Source organism: Kitasatospora sp. cg17-2, assembly GCF_054031055.1.
Window position 1 is genome coordinate 6,593,286 of record NZ_CM132923.1, and the last position, 18,808, is coordinate 6,612,093.

An 18,808-nucleotide genomic window follows, 5' to 3' on the forward strand; every position below is an offset into this window, starting at 1 on the left:
CGTACGAGGAGGCACCCCCTTGGTCGAGGCCGACCGCTTCTGGACCGGCTGGCCGTCCCGCGAGGGGCTGGAGCACGACGCCGACAGCCACCCCCGGCGGATCCTCGCCGGGCTCGGCCGGCTCGCCCTGCTGACCACCGTCTGCTGGGGGACCTTCTCCGACGGCCGGTACTCCGGCTGGGCCGTGGTGGCCGAGGTCGCCGGGCTGGTCGTGGCGGTCGTGCTCGTCGCCGGATTCCTGCACGCCTGCCGGGAGCAGCGCCCGGTGCCGGCGTACGCGCTGGCGGCCGGGCTGTCCGCGACCGCTTGGCTCGCCAACGCGGGGCACGCCTACCTGCTCGCCGACGTGCTCTGGTACGGGCTGGCGGTGACCGCGCTGATCCGGCTGCCACCCGGTCCGGCGCTGGTCACCGCCGGGGCCTCGCTGGGCTCGTACGCGGCGGTCAGCTGGGCCGGCACCCTGAGCATCGCGGCCACCTGCGGCGGACTGCTGCTGCTCGGCTACCTGCTGCGGCTGGACGTCGAGGCGCGCGGGACGGCGCGGCGGCTGCTCGTCCAGGAGCGGGCCGCGCGGGCGGCCGAGGCGGAGAGCGCGGCGCTCGCCGAACGGGCCAGGATCGCCCGGGAGATCCACGACGTGCTGGCGCACAGCCTCTCCGCCCAGCTGGTGCACCTGGAGGCGGCCCGGCTGATGCTGGACGCCGGCACCGACCGGGAGCAGGTCCGGGAGCGGGTGGTGGCCGCCCGGCGGATGGCGCAGGACGGGCTCGCCGAGACCCGGCAGGCGCTGTCGGCGCTGCGCGGCGAGTTCACCCCGGTCGGCGACTACCTGGTGGAGCTGACCGGGCAGGAGCGCGCGGAGTTCCGGGTGGCCGGGATGCCGCGTCCGCTGGCCGCCGAGGCGGGGCTCGCGGTCCGGCGCACGGCGCAGGAGGCACTGACCAATGTGCGCAAACACGCCCCCGGCGCGCGCTGCACCGTCGAACTGCGCTATCTGCCCGAGGAGGTGGAGCTGGAGGTGCGGGACGAGGCCGCGGGACGCGCGGGAGCGCCCGGCGGGCTGGCGGCGAGCGGGGGCGGGTACGGTCTGCTGGGGATGCGCGAACGCGCCGAACTGCTCGGCGGCAGCCTGCTGGCGGGCCCGCACGAGGGAGGATGGCGCGTGCTGCTGCGAGTGCCCGCATGACGGGGCCGACGGTGACCAGGGTGCTGGTCGCGGACGACCAGACCGTGGTCCGCGAGGGCATCGTGATGCTGCTCGGGCTGCTGCCGGGGATCGAGGTGGTCGGTGCGGCGGCGGACGGCGAGGAGGTGGTCGCGCTGGTCGCGCGGCACCGTCCGGACGTGGTGCTGATGGACCTGCGGATGCCGCGGTGCGACGGCGTCGAGGCGACCCGGCGGATCCGGGCCGCGTACCCGGGCACCGAGGTCGTGGTGCTCACCACCTATGCCGACGACGAGTCGCTGTTCCCGGCGCTGCGGGCCGGGGCGCGGGGGTATCTGACCAAGGACGCGGGCGGCGAGGAGATCGCCCGGGCGATCGCGGACGTCCGCTCGGGGGCGGCCGGGCTCTCGCCGCAGGTGCAACTCCGGCTGCTGGAGCGGCTGTCGGGTGCGGCCGACCCGGTGCCGTCGGGGGAACCGTCCTCGGCACCGTCCCCGGCGAGGCCCGCGGCGCCGGCCGCGGAGCCGCCGGACGGGCTGACCGCGCGGGAGGCGGAGGTGCTGGGGCTGATCGCGGAGGGCCTCTCCAACACCGAGATCGCCCGTCGGCTGTACGTCGGTCCGGCCACCGTGAAGACCCACATCAACAACCTGTTCGCCAAGACCGGCGTGCGGGACCGGGCGCAAGCGGTCGCGTACGCCTTCCGACACGGAATCACCGGGTCGCCGCAGTAGTCGGATGAGCGTCTGTCGGATCATCGATCACCTCATCGAGTGAACGTATCTGCGTTGGGAGTTTGGGGAGTTGGGGCGACCCCATGATGGGTCGGGTCACAACCCCCCGGTCCAGGAGCAGCCGTGCCACAACCGCAGACGAGAAGTCCAGAGCCGGGCGGACAGGTGGACTGGTGGGCCTCGGCACCGGCCTCACCACCGGTCGCGCCGCCGCTGTCGGCGCCCCCGGCCTCCCTGGAACCCCTGACGCCACCGGCACCGCAGGCCGGGGCCGGTCCCGGCCTCTCGGACGACGCCAGCACCGAGGTCTACCGCTCCGTCCAGAACAGCCTGGCCTTCCAGCGGATCCGCCACAGCTACCGGTCCTTCGTCTTCCCGGTCAGCGGCGTGTTCCTCGCCTGGTACCTGCTCTACGTGGCCGCCCAGGCCGCCGCCCCCGGGCTGATGCGCACCCCGGTCGCCGGGCCGGTCAACGTGGCCTGGCTGCTCGGCCTGCTGCAGTTCGCCACGACCTTCCTGCTGACCTGGCTCTACGCCCGCAACGCCCGCACCCAGCGCGACCGGGCCGCCCTGTCGCTGCGCTGGGACACCCAGGACCAGTTGCGATGAGGACCGCCACCCCGCCCCCCGTCGCCCCCGCCGGCGACCACCACGACCTGGCCGTGGTGCTGTTCGCCGTCATCGTCCTGGTCACCCTCGGGATCACCTTCTGGGCCGGTCGCCGTCGCGGCGGCGGCGCCGACGACTTCTACGCCGGCGGCCGCGACTTCACGCCGCTGCAGAACGGCTTCGCGCTCTCCGGCGACTACCTCTCCGCCGCCTCCTTCCTCGGCGTCGCCGGGCTGATCGCGCTGTTCGGGTACGACGGCGTGCTCTACAGCATCGGCTTCCTGGTGGCCTGGCTGGTCGTCCTGATGCTGGTCGCCGAGCTGGTCAGGAACGCCGGCCGGTACACCCTGGCCGATGTGCTGGCGCTGCGGCTGCGCCGCCGCAAGGTCCGGGCCGCGGCCGGCGGTGCCAGCGTCGTGGTCACGCTGTTCTACCTGGTCGCCCAGATGGTCGGCGCGGGCAGTCTGGTCGCCCTGCTGCTCGGCACCAACAGCGCCGAGGCCAGGACCTGGACCATCGTGGCGGTGGGCGGTCTGATGATCGTCTACGTCACGGTCGGCGGGATGCGGGCCACCACCTGGATCCAGATCGTCAAGGCGTTCCTGCTGGTGGCCGGTTCGGTGCTGCTGACGGTGCTGCTGCTGGTGCGCTTCCACGGCGACGTCGCCGAGCTGATGCGGCAGGCGGCCCAGCACAGCGGCGCCGGCCAGCGGTACCTGGAGCCCGGGCTGAAGTACGGCAAGAGCTTCACCAGCCGGCTGGACTTCTTCAGCCTCGGCCTCGCCCTGGTGCTCGGCACCGCGGGCCTGCCGCACATCCTCTCCCGCTTCTACACCGTGCCCACCGCCCGGGCCGCCCGGCGTTCGACGATGTGGGCGATCGGGCTGGTCGGCGGCTTCTACCTGATGGCCATCGCGCTGGGCCTCGGCGCCACCGCGCTGGTCGGCTCGGCGGAGGTCCGGCACGCCAACGCGGCGGGCAACACCGCCGTCCCGCTGCTCGCCCTGGTGCTGGGCGGCGGCAACGGCTCCACCGGCGGGGTGGTGCTGTTCGCGGTGATCTCGGCGATCGCCTTCGCCACCATCCTGGCCGTGGTCGCCGGGCTCACCCTGGCCTCCTCGGCGGCCTTCGCCCACGACATCTGGGCGGGCGCCTGGCGGGGGCGTCCCCGCCGTCGGCGCGGCGGCCGCGGGGAGCGGGGGGCACGCGGCCGACGGGCCCTCGTCCCGGCCTCCCGGCGGGCACGCGGCGGCGCGGAGGCCGCGACCGGAACGGCGGCGGAGCGTTCGGAGGACGGGGCACCGGCGACCACCGAGCGCCAGGAGGTGCTGGTCGCCCGGATCGCGGCGGTCGGGATCGGCGCGGTGGCGATCGTGCTGAGCCTCTTCGCGCAGCAGCTCAACGTCGCCTTCCTGGTCGGCCTGGCCTTCGCCGTGGCCGCCTCCGCCAACCTGCCGGTGCTGCTCTACAGCCTGTTCTGGCGGCGGTTCACCCCGCGCGGCGCGGTCTGGTCGGTGTACGGCGGGCTGATTCCGGCGGTGGTGCTGGTGGCCTTCTCGCCGGTCGTGTCCGGTACCAAGGTGGCGCTCTTCCCCGGCGTGGACTTCCACTGGTTCCCGCTGGAGAACCCGGGCCTCGTCTCCATCCCGCTCGGCTTCCTGGCCGGGTGGATCGGCACCCTCACCTCGCCCGAGCCGGCCGATCCGGACCGGTACGCCGAGCTGGAGGTCCGGGCCCTGACCGGGGCCGGGGCCGCCTGACGGCGAGGCTCCCGGCCGTGCCCCGGCCGACTTCCACGACCCCCGGCGGACCCCCGTCGGGGGTCGTGCCGTTCACCGCCCCGGGTCGGCGAGGGGCGGGGCGGTCAGAGCTCGCGCAGGGAGGTGACCTCCATCCGGGACGGCGTGCCCGCCGCCTTGCCGCAGCTCTCGGGCCGGGCCGGCTCGCTGACGCCCTCGGCCACCTCGACCTCCCAGGACCGGCCGTCCTCGTGCCGGACGCCGACCAGCCAGCGGCCCGCGCCGTCCGCCCGCTGGGCCAGGGTCAGCGCGTCCGCCCGGGTCTCCCCGGTGACCAGCCGCACGGCCTGGTCGGCGGCCTGGCCCGGCCGGTCCCAGCCGGAACAGCCGCGCGACCACTCCGGCGCCATGTGGCCGGCCGCCGTGGCCGCCAGCACCTCCTTGGCCGACTCGGCGGTCAGCCGCCCGTAGGTGTAGCCGTACGGCAGGACCAGCATCGTGGGGGAGAAGCGGTGCCCGCCCAGATGCGTCACCTCCCACACCTCGCTGTGCCCGGCGGCGGCCAGCTCGGCCGCGAGGGGGCGGCCCAGCAGGGCGCAGCAGCGGTCGCGGCGGCCGTTGGTGCACACCAGGGCGATCGGGCCGCCGATGTGGGGGGTTCCGAAATCGCCGTGCTCGCCGACGCCCAGCGCGGTGAAGTCCAGGGCGAGCAGCTCCGCCGGGTCCGCCACCGTGCCCCGGCGGACCCAGCTCCGGCCGGGGGCCGGGACGGTGTGCGCCACGACCACCTCGTGCCGGGCGGTCGGCAGGCAGTCCGCGTGCCGGCCGGGGCGGCGGATCAGCGCGACCCGGACGCCGGTGCCGCCGGTCGCGGCGTCCAGCGCGCGGCCGACCTCCGGGTCCAGGTGGCTCTGGCCGAGCGCCTTGGCACCCCACGGGCCGGTCTGTTCGACCAGCAGCCAGGTGGTGGCGGTCGCGGCGGTGGCGACCAGCGGCTCCGACAGTTCACGCGACAGCGTCGCACAGGTGCTCACGGCGGTAAGGCTACCCTTGCCGCCCGTCCGCGGCCCGGCCGCCGGGGGTGCGGCCGAGCGCCGACCGGCCGACCGCCGACACGCCGAGCCCGCACCGGCCGACGGCGCGGGTGCGGGCGGTACGGGCGGTACGGGCGGTGCGGGCCGGGCCGGGAGCGCCGGAGGGGCGCCGACCCGGTCGGTCGGCGCCCCTCCGGCGGTGGCGGGCCCGCCCTAGAAGGGCCCGGCCACGGTGCTGATCGGGCTGGTCACCGGGGTGCCGGAGCCGTCCCGGCGCGGGTCGCGCTCCGGCAGGTCGACCGGTGCGCCCTTGGGGCCGGCGGCGCGGGCCGGAGCCGGACCGGCCCAGGCGAAGGCGAGCGCGTCCTCGCCGCGCAGGAAGCGCTGGCAGCGCACCCCGCCGGTGGCCCGGCCCTTGCGCGGGTACTGCTCGAACGGGGTGACCTTCCAGCTGGACTGGGCCTCGCCGGTGAGGGTGCCGGCGGCGCCGGCCACCGAGACGACCACCGCGTCGACGCCCGGGTCGACGGCGGTGAAGGAGAGCACCCGGGCGCCGTCGGACAGCTTGACGCCGGCCATGCCGCCGGCCGGCCGGCCCTGCGGGCGGACCTGCCCGGCGGGGTAGCGCAGCAACTGGGCGTCGGAGGTGATGAAGACGAGGTCCTCCTCGCCGGTGCGCAGCTCGACCGCGCCGACCACCTCGTCGCCCTCCTTGAGCCCGATCACCTCGAACTCGTCCTTGTTGGCGGGCCATTCGGGGACCACCCGCTTGACGACGCCCTGGACGGTGCCCAGCGCCAGGCCGGGCGAGGACTCGTCCAGCGTGGTCAGCGCGAGCACCCGCTCGCCGTCGTCCAGCCGGAGGAACTCGGTGACCAGCGCGCCGCCGGCCAGCGTCGGCGACGGGGTGGGCGGCAGCGCGGGCAGGTCGATGACCGGCAGCCGCAGGACCCGTCCGGCCGAGGTGACCACGCCGATGTCGGCACGGGCGGTGGTCGGCACCGCGGAGACGACCACGTCGTTCTTGGCGCGCTTCTCCGACACCTCGAACGGCTCGCCGTCGGCGGTGCGGGCGAGCAGGCCGGTGGAGGAGAGCAGCACCCGGCACGGGTCGTCCGCGACCTCCAGCGGAACGGTCAGCGAGGCGGCCGGAGCGGCCCCGGCCTCCAGCAGGACGGTGCGCCGCTCGGTGCCGAACTGCTTGGCGACGGCGCCGAGTTCGGTGGAGACCACGCTGCGCAGCCTGGTGTCGGACTCCAGGATCTCGGTCAGCTCGGCGATCTCCGAGTTGAGCTTGGCCTGCTCCTGCTCCAGCTCGACCCGGTCGAAGCGGGTGAGCCGGCGCAGCGGGGTGTCGAGGATGTACGCGGTCTGCGTCTCGCTCAGCGAGAAGCGCTCGATCAGGCGCTCCTTGGCCTGGGCGGCGTTGTCGCTGGACCGGATGAGGGCGATGACCTCGTCGATGTCGACCAGGGCGACCAGCAGGCCCTCGACCAGGTGCAGCCGCTCCTGGCGCTTGCGGCGGCGGAAGTCGCTGCGCCGGCGGACCACCTCGAAGCGGTGGTCGACGTAGACCTCCAGCAGCTCCTTGAGGCCGAGGGTGAGCGGCTGGCCGTCGACCAGCGCCACGTTGTTGATGCCGAAGGTCTCCTCCATCGGCGTCAGCTTGTAGAGCTGCTCCAGCAGGGCCTCGGGCACGAAGCCGTTCTTGACCTCGATGACGAGGCGCAGCCCGTGCTCGCGGTCGGTGAGGTCCTTGACGTCCGCGATGCCCTGGAGCTTCTTCGCGTTGACGAGGTCCTTGATCTTGGAGATGACCTTCTCCGGGCCGACGTTGTACGGCAGCTCGGTGACCACGATGCCCTTGCGGCGGGCGGTGACGGCCTCGACGGTCGTGGTGGCGCGGATCTTGAAGGTGCCCCGGCCGGACTCGTAGGCGTCCCGGATGCCGGAGAGGCCGACGATCCGTCCGCCGGTGGGCAGGTCGGGGCCGGGGACGAACCGCATCAGGGTGTCGAGGTCGGCGGTCGGGTGCTTGATCAGGTGCCGGGCGGCGGCGACGACCTCGGAGAGGTTGTGCGGCGGCATGTTGGTGGCCATGCCGACGGCGATCCCGGTGGCGCCGTTGACCAGCAGGTTGGGGAAGGCCGCGGGGAGGGCGAGCGGTTCCTGCTCGCTGCCGTCGTAGTTGGGGCCGAAGTCGACGGTGTCCTCGTGGATCGACTCGACCATGGCCATCGAGGCGGCGGTGAGCCGGGACTCGGTGTAGCGCATGGCGGCCGGCGGGTCGTCGTTGCCGAGCGAGCCGAAGTTGCCGTGGCCGTCGATCAGCGGGAGCCGCATCGAGAACGGCTGGGCCATGCGGACGACCGAGTCGTAGATGGAGGCGTCACCGTGCGGGTGCAGCCGGCCCATCACCTCGCCCACCAGGCGGGCGCACTTGACGTGGCCGCGCTCCGGGCGCAGGCCCATCTCGTTGGCCTGGTACAGGATGCGGCGGTGCACCGGCTTGAGGCCGTCCCGCGCGTCCGGGAGGGCCCGGGAGTAGATGACGGAGTAGGCGTACTCGAGGAACGAGCCCTGCATCTCGTCCACGACGTCGACGTCGAGGATGCGCTCCTCGAAGTCTCCGGGGGGCGGGGTCTGCGAACTGCGGCGGGCCATCGCGGCGGGGCTCCCTTACGTCTCGCTTGCTTCTCGTCCACGTCTCGTCGGCGCGGTCTCGCCGGGCTGTCGGCTGTGCTGTCAACAGGGCTCGGCGCCCCCATTGTGGACCCTCCCGCCGACAGTCCCGGCCAGCGCCCCTCTTCCGCCCCTGGCGAACGTCCTGTCCGCGCGGACACATCCACGGCGCTCGCGCGTTGCACCACAATGGGGGACGTCACACGAACACCCCCCGACGTCGACGACGGGAAGGACCCGAGCGCATGGCCAACCCGGCCCCCGCCTCCCAGCAGCGAGGCATCGCCATCACCGAGCACCGCCTGGCCAATGGCCTGCGCGTCGTCCTCTCCGAGGACCACCTGACCCCGGTGGCCGCGGTCTGCCTCTGGTACGACGTGGGCTCCCGGCACGAGGTGAAGGGCCGCACCGGGCTGGCCCACCTGTTCGAGCACCTCATGTTCCAGGGGTCCGCCAACGTGTCCAACAACGGGCACTTCGAGCTGGTCCAGGGCGCCGGCGGTTCGCTCAACGGCACCACGAGCTTCGAGCGCACCAACTACTTCGAGACCATGCCGGCCCACCAGTTGGAGCTCGCGCTCTGGCTGGAGGCGGACCGGATGGGCTCGCTGCTGGCCGCCCTCGACGACGCGTCGATGGAGAACCAGCGCGACGTGGTGAAGAACGAGCGCCGCCAGCGGTACGACAACGTGCCCTACGGCACCGCGTTCGAGCGGCTCACCGCGCTGTCGTTCCCGGACGGCCACCCCTACCACCACACCCCGATCGGCTCGATGGCCGACCTGGACGCGGCCACGCTGGAGGACGCCCGGGCGTTCTTCCGCACGTACTACGCGCCCAACAACGCGGTGCTGTCGGTGGTCGGCGACATCGACCCGGAGCAGGCGATCGCCTGGGTGGAGAAGTACTTCGGCAGCATCCCCGCGCACGACGGCAAGCAGCCGCCGCGCGACGGCGCCCTGCCGGAGAGCATCGGCCGGGAGATCCGCGAGCTGATCCGCGAGGACGTGCCCTCCCGCGCGCTGATGGCCGCCTACCGGCTGCCGCACGACGGCACCCGCGAGGCGGACGCCGCCGACCTGGCGCTGACCGTCCTCGGCAGCGGCGAGTCGAGCCGGCTGTACAACCGGCTGGTCCGCCGGGACCGCACCGCCGTCGCGGCCGGCTTCGGCCTGCTGCGGCTGTCCGGCGCGCCGAGCCTGGGCTGGCTGGACGTCAAGACCTCGGGCGACGCCACCGTCGAGCAGATCGAGGCGGCCGTCGACGAGGAGCTGGCCCGGTTCGCGGCCGAGGGCCCGACCCCGGCCGAACTGGAGCGCGCCCAGGCGCAGATCGAGCGCGAGTGGCTGGACCGGCTCACCACGGTGGCCGGCCGCGCCGACGAACTCTGCCGCTACGCCGTGCTGTTCGGCGACCCGAAGCTGCTGAACGACGCCCTGCCGAAGGTCCTCGACGTCACCGCCGAGGAGGTGCGGGCCGTCGCCGCGGCCCGGCTGCACCCGCAGAACCGGGCGGTCCTGGTGTACGAGCCGACCACGGCCGAGGACACCGCCGCCGACACCGCTGCCACCGCCGAGACCGACGAGGAGGGCGCCGCCGTATGAGCACCGAGTACGTCCCCGCCATGACTTTCCACCAGCAGCCCCAGCCCGGCACGCCCACCCCGTGGGCGTTCCCGGCGCCGGAGCGCGCCGCCCTCGGCAACGGCATCACGGTGCTGCACTGCCACCGCCCCGGCCAGCAGCTGGTGGCCGTCGACGTGCTGCTCGACGCCCCGCTCGCCGCCGAGCCGGAGGGCCTGGACGGCGTCGCCTCGATCCTGGCCCGGGCGCTCAGCGAGGGCACCGACACGCTGACCGCCGAGGAGTTCGCGGCCGAGCTGGAGCGGGCCGGCGCCACCCTGGACGCGCACGCCGACCACCCGTGCATCCGGGTCTCGCTGGAGGTCCCGGCCTCCCGGCTGGCCCGCGGCCTGGACCTGCTGGCCGCCGCGCTGGGCAGCCCGGCGCTCCCGGAGGACGAGATCGAGCGGCTGGTCGCCAACCGGCTGGACGAGATCGTGCACGAGCAGGCCAACCCGGCCCGCCGGGCCGCCAAGGCGCTGTACGCCTCGCTGTTCGACGCCGCCGACCGGCTCTCCCGCCCGCGCGGGGGCAGCGCCGAGACGGTCAAGACCATCGACCGGGCCTCGGTCCGCGCCTTCTACGAGGGGCATGTGCGGCCCGCCACCACCACCGTGGTGGTGGTCGGCGACCTCACCGGCACCGATCTGCCGGCCCTGCTGGAGTCCACCCTCGGCGGCTGGAAGGGCGCCCCGGCCGCGCCGGCCGCGCACGCCCCGGTGACCGGCGACGACACCGGCCGGGTGATCATCGTGGACCGGCCCGGTTCGGTGCAGACCCAGCTGCTGATCGGGCGGATCGGCCCGGACCGGCACGACCCGGCCTGGGCCGCGCAGATCCTCGGCACCTACTGCCTGGGCGGCACCCTCACCTCCCGGCTGGACCGGGTGCTGCGGGAGGAGAAGGGCTACACCTACGGCGTGCGGGCGTTCGCGCAGCCGCTGCGCTCGGCCCCGGACGGCAGCGGGCGCGCCATGCTGGCGATCAGCGGCTCGGTGGACACCGCCTCCACCGCCCCGGCGCTGGCCGACACCTGGACCATCCTGCGCACGCTGGCCGCGGAGGGGCTCACCGACGCGGAGCGCGAGGAGGCGGTGCAGTTCCTGGTCGGGGTGGCGCCGCTGAAGTACGAGACGGCGGGCTCGGTGGCCGGGACCCTGGCCGACCAGGTCGAGCAGTACCTGGCGGACGACTTCCAGGCGGAGGTCTACCGGCAGCTGGCCGAGCTGTCGACCGAGGCCGCCACCGAGGCCGTGGTGAACGCCTTCCCGCCGGACCGGCTGGTGACGGTCCTGGTCGGTGACGCCTCGGCGTTCGCGGACCAGGTGCGCGAGCTGGGCATCGGCGAGGTGACCGTGATCGGGGCCTGATCCGGCCCGGACCCCGGGGGCCCGGTGGAGCGTCGCGACGCTCCACCGGGCCCTTTCGCGTACCGGCGCCGATGCCGGTGCCCGTACCGGTGCCGACGCCGGGGCCCGTACCGGCGCCGATGCCGGTGCCCGTTCCGGTGCGGCCGGCCCGCCGTCCGCTCCCGGGCCGGCGATCCGCCGGGCCGGTGTTAATTCCCTTGCCGGGACGGGGCGGTGCGTGGCTAGATATCCCCGGCAACCGGTGCACACACGGAGAGGAGGCGGTCACCATGCGGGTCGAGACCTATCGACAGTGCTCCCCGAGACTGTCCTCCCGATGCCCCTTCGCGGTCTGAGCACCGCTCCCGCGTCGGCCGAGCGCCGCCGCCCCCACTGACGTCCCCGAACCGCGCCGGGTCCTTCGCGCGGCACCCGCCTACGCTTGAACCGTCCGACCCCAGGAGGTCGTTGAACCATGTCGTACACCGAGGTACCCGGCGTCCGGACTCCGATCCGGATGTGGACCGACCCGGCCACCGTCGAGGGCCAGGCCATGCAGCAGCTGCGCAACATCAGCTCGCTGCCCTGGCTGCACGGGCTCGCCGTGATGCCCGACGTCCACCTGGGCAAGGGCGCGACCGTGGGTTCGGTGATCGCCATGCGCGGCGCCGTCTGCCCGGCCGCGGTCGGCGTGGACATCGGCTGCGGGATGAGCGCGGTGAAGACCTCGCTCACCGCGAAGGACCTGCCGGACGACCTGTCGCGGCTGCGCTCGCAGATCGAGCGGACCATCCCGGTCGGGCGCGGTCTGCACAGCGACCCGGTCGACCCGGGCAAGCTGCACGGCGCCCCGACCGGTGGCTGGGACGACTTCTGGCAGCGGTTCGACGGGGTCGCGTCCGAGGTGAAGTGGCGCAAGGACCGGGCGGCGCAGCAGATGGCGACGCTCGGCGGCGGCAACCACTTCATCGAGGTGTGCGTCGACGACACCGGCGCGGTCTGGCTGATGCTGCACTCGGGCTCGCGCAACATCGGCAAGGAGCTGGCGGAGCACCACATGGGCGTGGCCCGGTCGCTGCCGCACAACCAGGGCCTGATCGACCGTGACCTCGCGGTGTTCATCGCGGACACCCCGCAGATGGCCGCGTACCGGCAGGACCTCTTCTGGGCGCAGGAGTACGCCAAGCGCAACCGGGCGCTGATGATGGCGCTGTTCCAGGACGTGGTCCGGCGCGAGTTCCCCCGGGCGAAGGTCGCCTTCGACCAGGTGATCAGCTGCCACCACAACTACGTCGCGGAGGAGCGCTACGACGGCGTCGACCTGCTGGTCACCCGCAAGGGCGCGATCCGGGCCGGGGCCGGTGACTACGGGATCATTCCGGGCTCGATGGGCACCGGGTCGTACATCGTGCGCGGGCTGGGCAACGAGGCCTCGTTCAACTCGGCCTCGCACGGCGCCGGCCGGAAGATGAGCCGCACCGCCGCGAAGAAGCGGTTCAGCACCAGCGACCTGGTCGAGCAGACCGCGGGCGTGGAGTGCCGCAAGGACGCCGGGGTGGTGGACGAGATCCCGGGCGCCTACAAGTCGATCGAGAAGGTGATCGAGCAGCAGCGGGACCTCGTCGAGGTCGTGGCGCACCTGAAGCAGGTGGTCTGCGTCAAGGGCTGAGCGCCCTCCGGCGCCCGTCGCGGGAAGCCCCCGGCCGTCGGCCGGGGGCTTTCGCGTGCCCGGGGGCTTTCGCGAGTGTCGGGGGTTCGGCCCGTTCCGGGGGTTCCGCCCGTGCCGGGCCGGCCGTTCAGACGCTGTCGCGCCGGGGGTTCAGCCGCCGGTAGCCGGGGTGCACCCCGGCGGTGAGCTGCTGCGCCTCGGCGATCCGGCGCAGCAGTCCGGCCAGGGCGATACGTTCCTGCGGGTCGAGGCCGGTGCAGAGGGCCTCCTCGTGGGCGAGCGCCGCCTCGGCGAGCCCGCGCATCGCCTCCTCGCCCTTGGGCGCGAGGTAGAGGTCCTGGAACCGGCGGTCCTTGGGGTTGCGGCGGCGCTCGACCAGTCCGCGTTCCTCGATGGCGTCGATGAAGGCGACGAACCGGCTCGGCGACATGCCGAGCCGTCGTGCGAGTTCCTGCTGGTGCTGGCCGGGGGCCAGGCTGACCGCCCGGAGCAGGCCCGCCTGGGCCGGGGTGAGATCGAGCTCGGCGACCCGCCGGGCGAAGGCCTGCGAGGCGTGCTCACCCAACTGGGACAGCAGAAATGCGACTTGGGCTCCCTGCGGTCCCGAATGGGGCGACGGGGCGCGGTCGGGAGATTCGGTCATGGAAACACGATACCAGTGGACAATGATGTCCCCGAGTGAACTATTCTGGACAAGGAACTACCGGCGTCGGTGCCGACCTGTCCGTCGTCGGCCTCCGGACCACCCATCGACCCGTTTTCGACTGGAGTGCCCCTCATGACCACGACATCTGCGGTGCCGGCCGCCTCCGCCCGGCGACAGCAGTCAGGTCCCCCCTTGCTGCTGCCCGCCGTGGCGTTCGCGGCGCTGATGGTGGTGTCCATCGTGCTGGCGCGGCAGACACCGCTGCCCACCGATTCGGCGGCCGACACCCTCGCCTACTACAAGGACCACGCGACCGCCGCCAAGGTGGCCGGAACGCTGCAGTTCGGTGCCTCGCTGCCGCTCGCGGTCTGGGCCGCGATCGTCTACCAGCGGCTGCGCCGCCTGGGCGTCACCGCCCCCGGCCCCGGCATCGCGCTGGTGTCCGGGGTGCTCTCCGCCGCGTCGATGGCGCTGTGCGGCCTCACCGTCTGGGCCGCCTCCCGCTCCGGGGACCTCGGCGACGCCCCGCTGGCCCGTTCGCTGGCCGACCTGACCTTCGCCTCCGGCGGGCCGGGGCACGTGGTGCCCTTCGGCGTGATGCTGGCCGGCGTGGCCGTGCCGATGCTGCTGCTCGGCTTCGGGCCGAAGGGCTTCGCCTGGGCCGGCCTGGTGCTCGCCGGGATCGGCGTGCTCGGCACCCTGGCCCTGCTCAACACCAGCCTCGGCTTCTTCCTGCCGATCGCCCGCTTCGGCGGCCTGATCTGGCTCATCGCGGCCAGCGTGATCCTGCCCAAGCAGCGTCCGCGCCGCACGGCGGGTGCCGAGGCCGACCTGGCCTGACGGACCCGGAATTCCGACTGCTCCGGCGCGGTGACGGCCCGGACCCCCCGTTGGTGGTGCTCCGGGGGTGGGGCCGTCCCGGTCGGGGGCGGGCGGCGGGGCGCGGCGCCGGGAGGCGCGGCGGACCGGTCGCTACCGAGCGGGCCGCAGGGCTCGTGAGGAAAAGGGAGGGCGGCGCGGCGGTGTCCTGGGGAGGAAGGCCGCCGCGCCGCCTACCGTCGTACGGCGACCGGAGGGGGGTCGCCGGCCGACGGGGTGGTGCGGTTCGGTGCGCTCCGGGGGGGCGGACGCGCGTGGTGCGGGAGTGGCGCGGGTGAAAGGGGTCCGTTCGACGGACCCGTGAGTCATGGGCGCGGGAGCCGCCCGGCTGTCAGGCCGCCGCGAGACGGCGGTCGAGAACGGCGAGAATCAGCTCCTCGACGCGGCGGGCGACCGGATCGCTCTCGCCGCCGGGCCCGGCCAGCAGGTCGAAGGTCTCGAAGCTGGTCAGCATGAACAGCATCTCCACCAGCTCGTCGAGCCCGGCCTCGTCGACCTCGGCGTCCCGGTCGGCGAGCAGCCGGTTCAGGACCACCTGGAGGCCGCCGCGCCGCCGCTCGCTGCGGCTCTGCAGCGCGGTGTCGAGCTCCGGGTCGAGGATTCCCAGGCCCCGCAGCCGGCGCAGGGCGACCCGGCCGGAGGCGTAGAAGCCGTTCAGCACGTCGAGCAGCGCGGTGAGCGCCTCGCGACCGCTGGGGGCCATGAACGCGGCGGGCATCCTGGCCATTCCGCCGCGCTGGGCCAGATCGTCGAAGAGTGCCTCCAGCAGGCCGGTCTTCGAGTCGAACTGGTAGTAGACGGTCATCCGCGCCACTCCGGCGGTCTTGGCGACGGCGTCCATGCTGAACGAGGCCGGGCCCTTCTCCCCGGTGAGCAGCTCGCAGGCCGCCTCCAGAATGCGGGTGCGGGTCTGTTCGGCGGCTACCTGGCGTTGGCCGGCTCGGTACTGGCGTGGGCTCATGGGCTGTTGACGTCTCCTGAGGCGGGTGCTATCACATTCATTGTACACTCAGTCTATATAAAAATACGGGGGCAGGGAACGGTGCGGCGGCGACCGCCTCCCGTACCCGCCCCCCGCGGAGGACCGGCGCCACTCCCATCACGACATCCCCCCATACTGCGGAGGCCACGATGAGGTACCGCCATGTGAGTGTGCCGAGGCTCGGCGGAGCCGAGGTCCTGAGGCTGTCCAGCGACGAACTCCCGGCACCGGCCGTCGGCCAGGTCCGGGTCCGGGTGCTCGCCGCCGGCGTCTCCTACGGTGACATTCTGCTCCGTGCCGGCGTGATCCCCGGCGGGCCCAAGCGGCCCTTCACCCCCGGATACGACCTGGTGGGGGTGGTGGACCAGGTCGGACCGGGCACCAGGGCCCCCGAACCGGGCACCCGGGTGGTCGCGTTGGTGCGCAGCGGCGGCTACGCGGAGTACGCGCTGGTGGCCGCCAATCGGCTGGTTCCGCTGCCCGAGGGCGTGGACCCGGTGGAGGCCTCGGCGCTGTCGCTGAACTACTTCATCGCCCAGCAGATGCTGCACCGGGTGGCCGAGGTCCGGCAGGGCGGCACCGTCCTGGTGCACGGCGCGTCCGGCGGCGTCGGCACCGCCTTCCTGGAGCTGGCCGCGCTCGCCGGGGTCACCGTCTACGGGACCTGCTCCGCCGCCCGGGCCGACCAGGTGCGGGCGCTCGGCGGCCGTCCGATCGACCGGGACGCCGAGGACTTCCGCCGGGTGGTGCGCGGCCTGCCGGGCGGCGCGGTGGACGCGGTGTTCGACCCGATCGGCGGCCCGCACTTCCTCCGCTCGTACCAGGCGGTGCGGCGCGGCGGCGTGATGGTCGGCTTCGGCCAGAACGCCGCGCTGCGCGGCAACCAGCGGGACCTGCTGACCGGCGCCCAGGGCTTCCTGGGCGGCATCGTGCTGCCGAAGCTGGTCCCGGACGGCAAGCGGACGCTGTTCTACAACGCCTGGAGCCTGGAGAAGTCCCACCCGGCCGCGTACCAGCAGGACCTCGCGACCGTGCTGGAGCTGCTGCAGAAGGGCCTGGTCAAGCCGCGGGTGGGCCGCACGATGCCGCTGGAGGAGGCGGCGGACGCGCACCGGGCGATGGAGACCGCCGCGATCACCGGGAAGATCGTGCTCGTCCCGGCCGCGGCCTGACCGAAGGGGCGCGCCTCCAGGGCACGGGGCGCGCCCGGGCCGCCGTACTCCTGTCCCCGGTCAGGGGGGCGGCGGCCGGGGACGGGGCAGGAAAGGTTCCCAGCGTGTTGGGGATTCCCGACCCATGACGGTGGGACGGCGGGTCCGCAGGATGGCGGTAGCACGCTTCCCCCCGTTGCCGTCCCGTCGGAGGCTCCCCGATGCGAACCGCCCTGCGCCGTGCCCACCGCCGTCTGCTGCTGCGCCGCTGGATGCGGCGGGGCGGCCGCTACCTGGCGGACGGGCTGATCTGGCTCGGTCTGGCGATGGGCGCGATGACCTCGCCCTCCGCCCTGCCGGGGGTGCGGAAGCCGGAGGACGTGCTGCCTCCGGTGGGGGTGCCGGAATGGCACCCGGAACGGACCTCGGCGCCGGTCGAACCGCTGAGCCGGCGCGAGGAGGAGCTCTGGGCGCAGCTGCTGGAGCGCTGACCGGGCCCCCGCGGCCCGGCCCGGGCCGTCCTGTCGACCGGCCCGGGCCCGGGGAGTGATCGGGCGGGGCCGGCCGCCCGGCGTGATCCGGAGAAGCACGGGCCCTAGCTGCCGAGCCCGGCCCGCCGGGCCCGGACGGCGGCCTCGGCGCGGTCGGCCACCTGGAGCTTGCTGAAGATCCGGGAGAGGTAGTTGCGCACCGTCTTCATGGAGAGCCCGAACTCGTTGGCGATGTGCGCGTTGTTGCGGCCGTCGGCCAGCATGGTCAGCACCGCCATCTCCCGGGGGGTCAGATCGGGGAACGGCTCGCGCTCCGGAGCCGGCCGGCGCACCTGGGCCAGCAGGTGGGCGGCGGCCTCCGGGCCGAACAGCGCCCCGCCCTGGCTGACCGCGGTGATCGCCCGGCGGACGTCGTCCAGACCCGCGCCCTTGACCAGGTAGCCCCGCGCGCCCGCGCGGACCGCCGAGACGATGGACTCGTCGTTGTCGTCGGCCGTCAGCATCACCACCGCCACCCGGGGGTGGCGGGCGAGCAGCGTCCTGGTCGCCTCGATGCCGTCGGTGCCGGGCATGCTGATGTCCATCAGAACCACGTCCGGCGCGAGCCGCTCCACCGCGGAGAGCACGTCGGCCCCGCTGGAGGCCTCGCCCACCACCGTCAGTGAGTCGATCCGGTCGAGGAGTTGGCGCAAACCCGCCCGGAACAGCTCATGGTCGTCGACGACCAGGATGCGGAGGTTTCGAGGTACGGCCGGATCCATGGGGGCTCCTAGGGGAGGGTGAGGGAACACGGTCAACTCGGTGGGCGCGCGGGGTCGCAGGGAAACGGCACGGGTCGGTCGGGCACGGAGTCCGTGGCCGCCGGGGGCGGGGGAGAGAGGGGCGAGGGCGGGTCAGTCGAGCCGGTGGGTACCGTCGACGAGCGCCGAGTGCGGCAGTCGGACCCGGACCACGGTGCCGTGCGGGGCCCTGGTCCCGATCGAGAAAAAGCCGCCGAGTTCTCTGGTGCGCAGGCACATCGAAGGAAGTCCGATTCCGCCGACCGCGTCGCCGGAAATGCCGATCCCATCGTCCTCGATGGAAAGCACGAGGCCCTCGGGGCCGATCGACGCGGAGATGCGGCAGAACGTTGCCCGGGCATGCCGGACGACATTGGCGACGGCCTCGCCGGAGATGTTCTTCAATTCTTTCTGGACACGTGTCGGAAAATCGTCCAGGACGGCCGGGAGCTCGGTGACGACCCGGAGCCGGCCGGCGCCGGCCTCCTCGAAGGCGAGGGCCTGCCGGTGCAGGAACTGGCGCAGTGTGCCAGTGGTGGCGACGGTCCGGGGCTCGGAGGTGTCGAGGTCCCGGATCACCTGTCGGACATCCGCGATCGCGGTGCTGACGTCCTCCCGGGCCTGGGCCAGCAGGGCCGGGGCCTGGTCGGTGTCGTCGGTCAGGTTGAGACCGGCGAGTTCCATGCGCATGTGCAGGGCGGCCAGTCTGGGTGCCAGCGAGTCGTGCAACTCCCTGCGGACACGGCGGCGTTCGTCGAGTCGGGCGGCGGCGGCCGGACAGCCGGACTCCGCTTCGTCGACCGGCGCGGCGGCCGGTCGGGGGCGTGGCTGCGCCGGCGGCAGGCCGGCCGCGCCTTGGCCGGTGACCAGCCCGAGCAGGGAGTTCACCAGCCGACCGATCCGGTCGGAGGTGTTCCGTTCACCGCGCGTAGCGAGCGCTCCGACGCCGCTCACGGCCAGGCTGGTCGGTCTTCGGTCGGCCCTGCCGGAGGATTTGAGTATCTGGTCCAGCATGGTTCCTGAGATCCCCCCGTCGCTCGCGTCTTACCCACTGTGCACGGGCGTTCCTGGCGCGGGGAAATGGAATTCCTCGGGCATGTCCGAAAACAGGCACGGCGGACCTCTGAGTATCGGTCCGTCGTTCGTTTCCATGCCGTGATCCCAATCCACCCGGGACAAGACCTTAGGGGCGTGGTTGCACAGGGCGCAAGGGTGGGAGGGCCGGGTGGGGGAGGGGGCGGTGACGGATTCGGACACTTGGTTGCACCCATGTGAGT

At 73.7% G+C, this 18,808-nt stretch carries 16 protein-coding genes; 10 read left to right on the top strand and 6 right to left on the bottom strand.

Annotated elements, in window-relative coordinates; genetic code table 11:
- Nucleotides 1–19: 19 nt before the first annotated feature.
- From ACW14Y_RS27730 to ACW14Y_RS27745, 4 genes are all read left to right on the top strand, one after another.
- Complete coding sequence (locus ACW14Y_RS27730) at nt 20–1,186, top strand: sensor histidine kinase (protein ID WP_380310852.1); 1,167 nt, start codon at nt 20–22, stop codon at nt 1,184–1,186.
- Complete coding sequence (locus ACW14Y_RS27735; protein WP_456983697.1) at nt 1,183–1,899, top strand: response regulator; 717 nt, start codon at nt 1,183–1,185, stop codon at nt 1,897–1,899. The genes ACW14Y_RS27730 and ACW14Y_RS27735 overlap by 4 nt, the downstream gene beginning before the upstream one ends.
- A 123-nt stretch (nt 1,900–2,022) precedes the next feature.
- Entirely contained in the window at nt 2,023–2,508 is a 486-nt protein-coding gene (locus ACW14Y_RS27740; RefSeq protein ID WP_380385175.1) for a DUF485 domain-containing protein, read from the top strand.
- The gene (locus tag ACW14Y_RS27745; RefSeq protein WP_380385172.1) at nt 2,505–4,268 is read left to right on the top strand and encodes a solute symporter family protein; all 1,764 of its coding nucleotides are present in this window, start codon (nt 2,505–2,507) and stop codon (nt 4,266–4,268) included. The genes ACW14Y_RS27740 and ACW14Y_RS27745 overlap by 4 nt, the downstream gene beginning before the upstream one ends.
- A 104-nt stretch (nt 4,269–4,372) precedes the next feature.
- Here ACW14Y_RS27745 and ACW14Y_RS27750 read toward each other — a convergent pair whose 3' ends face one another.
- Nucleotides 4,373–5,281 (bottom strand): sucrase ferredoxin, encoded by a 909-nt coding sequence (locus ACW14Y_RS27750; RefSeq protein WP_380313149.1) that lies wholly within the window; start codon nt 5,279–5,281, stop codon nt 4,373–4,375.
- 213 nt (nt 5,282–5,494) lie between these two features.
- A complete protein-coding gene (locus ACW14Y_RS27755; RefSeq protein ID WP_380308416.1) occupies nt 5,495–7,945 on the bottom strand; it encodes a DNA gyrase/topoisomerase IV subunit A in 2,451 nt (816 codons plus the stop codon).
- 263 nt (nt 7,946–8,208) lie between these two features.
- On the opposite strand from ACW14Y_RS27755, the gene ACW14Y_RS27760 reads away from it, so the two are divergent.
- The 3 genes from ACW14Y_RS27760 (at nt 8,209) to ACW14Y_RS27770 (ending at nt 12,603) form a co-directional block, all read left to right on the top strand.
- Nucleotides 8,209–9,567 (top strand): M16 family metallopeptidase, encoded by a 1,359-nt coding sequence (locus ACW14Y_RS27760; protein ID WP_266274363.1) that lies wholly within the window; start codon nt 8,209–8,211, stop codon nt 9,565–9,567.
- Between the two features lie 20 nt (nt 9,568–9,587).
- On the top strand, nt 9,588–10,955 hold the full coding sequence (locus ACW14Y_RS27765) for a M16 family metallopeptidase (protein WP_380308440.1): 1,368 nt from the start codon (nt 9,588–9,590) through the stop codon (nt 10,953–10,955).
- A 454-nt stretch (nt 10,956–11,409) separates the two neighbouring features.
- The gene (locus ACW14Y_RS27770) at nt 11,410–12,603 is read left to right on the top strand and encodes an RtcB family protein (protein ID WP_380308418.1); all 1,194 of its coding nucleotides are present in this window, start codon (nt 11,410–11,412) and stop codon (nt 12,601–12,603) included.
- A 127-nt stretch (nt 12,604–12,730) separates the two neighbouring features.
- Here ACW14Y_RS27770 and ACW14Y_RS27775 read toward each other — a convergent pair whose 3' ends face one another.
- Complete coding sequence (locus tag ACW14Y_RS27775) at nt 12,731–13,168, bottom strand: MarR family winged helix-turn-helix transcriptional regulator (protein ID WP_231978555.1); 438 nt, start codon at nt 13,166–13,168, stop codon at nt 12,731–12,733.
- Between the two features lie 213 nt (nt 13,169–13,381).
- On the opposite strand from ACW14Y_RS27775, the gene ACW14Y_RS27780 reads away from it, so the two are divergent.
- Complete coding sequence (locus ACW14Y_RS27780; protein WP_380308420.1) at nt 13,382–14,089, top strand: DUF4386 domain-containing protein; 708 nt, start codon at nt 13,382–13,384, stop codon at nt 14,087–14,089.
- 370 nt (nt 14,090–14,459) lie between these two features.
- Here the strand turns inward: ACW14Y_RS27780 and ACW14Y_RS27785 are convergent, their stop codons facing one another.
- The gene (locus tag ACW14Y_RS27785; protein WP_380385169.1) at nt 14,460–15,089 is read right to left on the bottom strand and encodes a TetR/AcrR family transcriptional regulator; all 630 of its coding nucleotides are present in this window, start codon (nt 15,087–15,089) and stop codon (nt 14,460–14,462) included.
- Nucleotides 15,090–15,259: 170 nt separating this feature from the next.
- Here ACW14Y_RS27785 and ACW14Y_RS27790 point away from each other — a divergent pair, with 170 nt between their 5' ends.
- Complete coding sequence (locus ACW14Y_RS27790) at nt 15,260–16,282, top strand: medium chain dehydrogenase/reductase family protein (RefSeq protein WP_402724546.1); 1,023 nt, start codon at nt 15,260–15,262, stop codon at nt 16,280–16,282.
- Between the two features lie 200 nt (nt 16,283–16,482).
- On the top strand, nt 16,483–16,752 hold the full coding sequence (locus ACW14Y_RS27795) for a hypothetical protein (RefSeq protein ID WP_456983700.1): 270 nt from the start codon (nt 16,483–16,485) through the stop codon (nt 16,750–16,752).
- 104 nt (nt 16,753–16,856) lie between these two features.
- On the opposite strand, the gene ACW14Y_RS27800 is transcribed toward ACW14Y_RS27795, so the two are convergent.
- A complete protein-coding gene (locus ACW14Y_RS27800; RefSeq protein WP_380308424.1) occupies nt 16,857–17,513 on the bottom strand; it encodes a response regulator in 657 nt (218 codons plus the stop codon).
- A gap of 132 nt (nt 17,514–17,645) precedes the next feature.
- Nucleotides 17,646–18,545 carry a sensor histidine kinase gene (locus ACW14Y_RS27805; RefSeq protein ID WP_380308426.1) on the bottom strand — a complete coding sequence of 300 codons (900 nt, stop codon included), beginning with the start codon at nt 18,543–18,545 and terminating at the stop codon, nt 17,646–17,648.
- Between the last annotated feature and the right edge of the window lie 263 nt (nt 18,546–18,808).

Excerpts from the sequence above, each read along its gene's own strand:
- ACW14Y_RS27780 (WP_380308420.1), top strand. The coding sequence starts at position 13,382 with ATGACCACGACATCTGCGGTGCCGGCCGCCTCCGCCCGGCGACAGCAG.
- ACW14Y_RS27790 (WP_402724546.1), top strand. The coding sequence starts at position 15,260 with ATGAGGTACCGCCATGTGAGTGTGCCGAGGCTCGGCGGAGCCGAGGTC.
- ACW14Y_RS27760 (WP_266274363.1), top strand. The coding sequence starts at position 8,209 with ATGGCCAACCCGGCCCCCGCCTCCCAGCAGCGAGGCATCGCCATCACC.
- ACW14Y_RS27770 (WP_380308418.1), top strand. The coding sequence starts at position 11,410 with ATGTCGTACACCGAGGTACCCGGCGTCCGGACTCCGATCCGGATGTGG.
- ACW14Y_RS27805 (WP_380308426.1), bottom strand. The coding sequence starts at position 18,545 with ATGCTGGACCAGATACTCAAATCCTCCGGCAGGGCCGACCGAAGACCG.
- ACW14Y_RS27800 (WP_380308424.1), bottom strand. The coding sequence starts at position 17,513 with ATGGATCCGGCCGTACCTCGAAACCTCCGCATCCTGGTCGTCGACGAC.
- ACW14Y_RS27755 (WP_380308416.1), bottom strand. The coding sequence starts at position 7,945 with ATGGCCCGCCGCAGTTCGCAGACCCCGCCCCCCGGAGACTTCGAGGAG.
- ACW14Y_RS27795 (WP_456983700.1), top strand. The coding sequence starts at position 16,483 with ATGCGAACCGCCCTGCGCCGTGCCCACCGCCGTCTGCTGCTGCGCCGC.
- ACW14Y_RS27765 (WP_380308440.1), top strand. The coding sequence starts at position 9,588 with ATGACTTTCCACCAGCAGCCCCAGCCCGGCACGCCCACCCCGTGGGCG.
- ACW14Y_RS27735 (WP_456983697.1), top strand. The coding sequence starts at position 1,183 with ATGACGGGGCCGACGGTGACCAGGGTGCTGGTCGCGGACGACCAGACC.
- ACW14Y_RS27785 (WP_380385169.1), bottom strand. The coding sequence starts at position 15,089 with ATGAGCCCACGCCAGTACCGAGCCGGCCAACGCCAGGTAGCCGCCGAA.
- ACW14Y_RS27745 (WP_380385172.1), top strand. The coding sequence starts at position 2,505 with ATGAGGACCGCCACCCCGCCCCCCGTCGCCCCCGCCGGCGACCACCAC.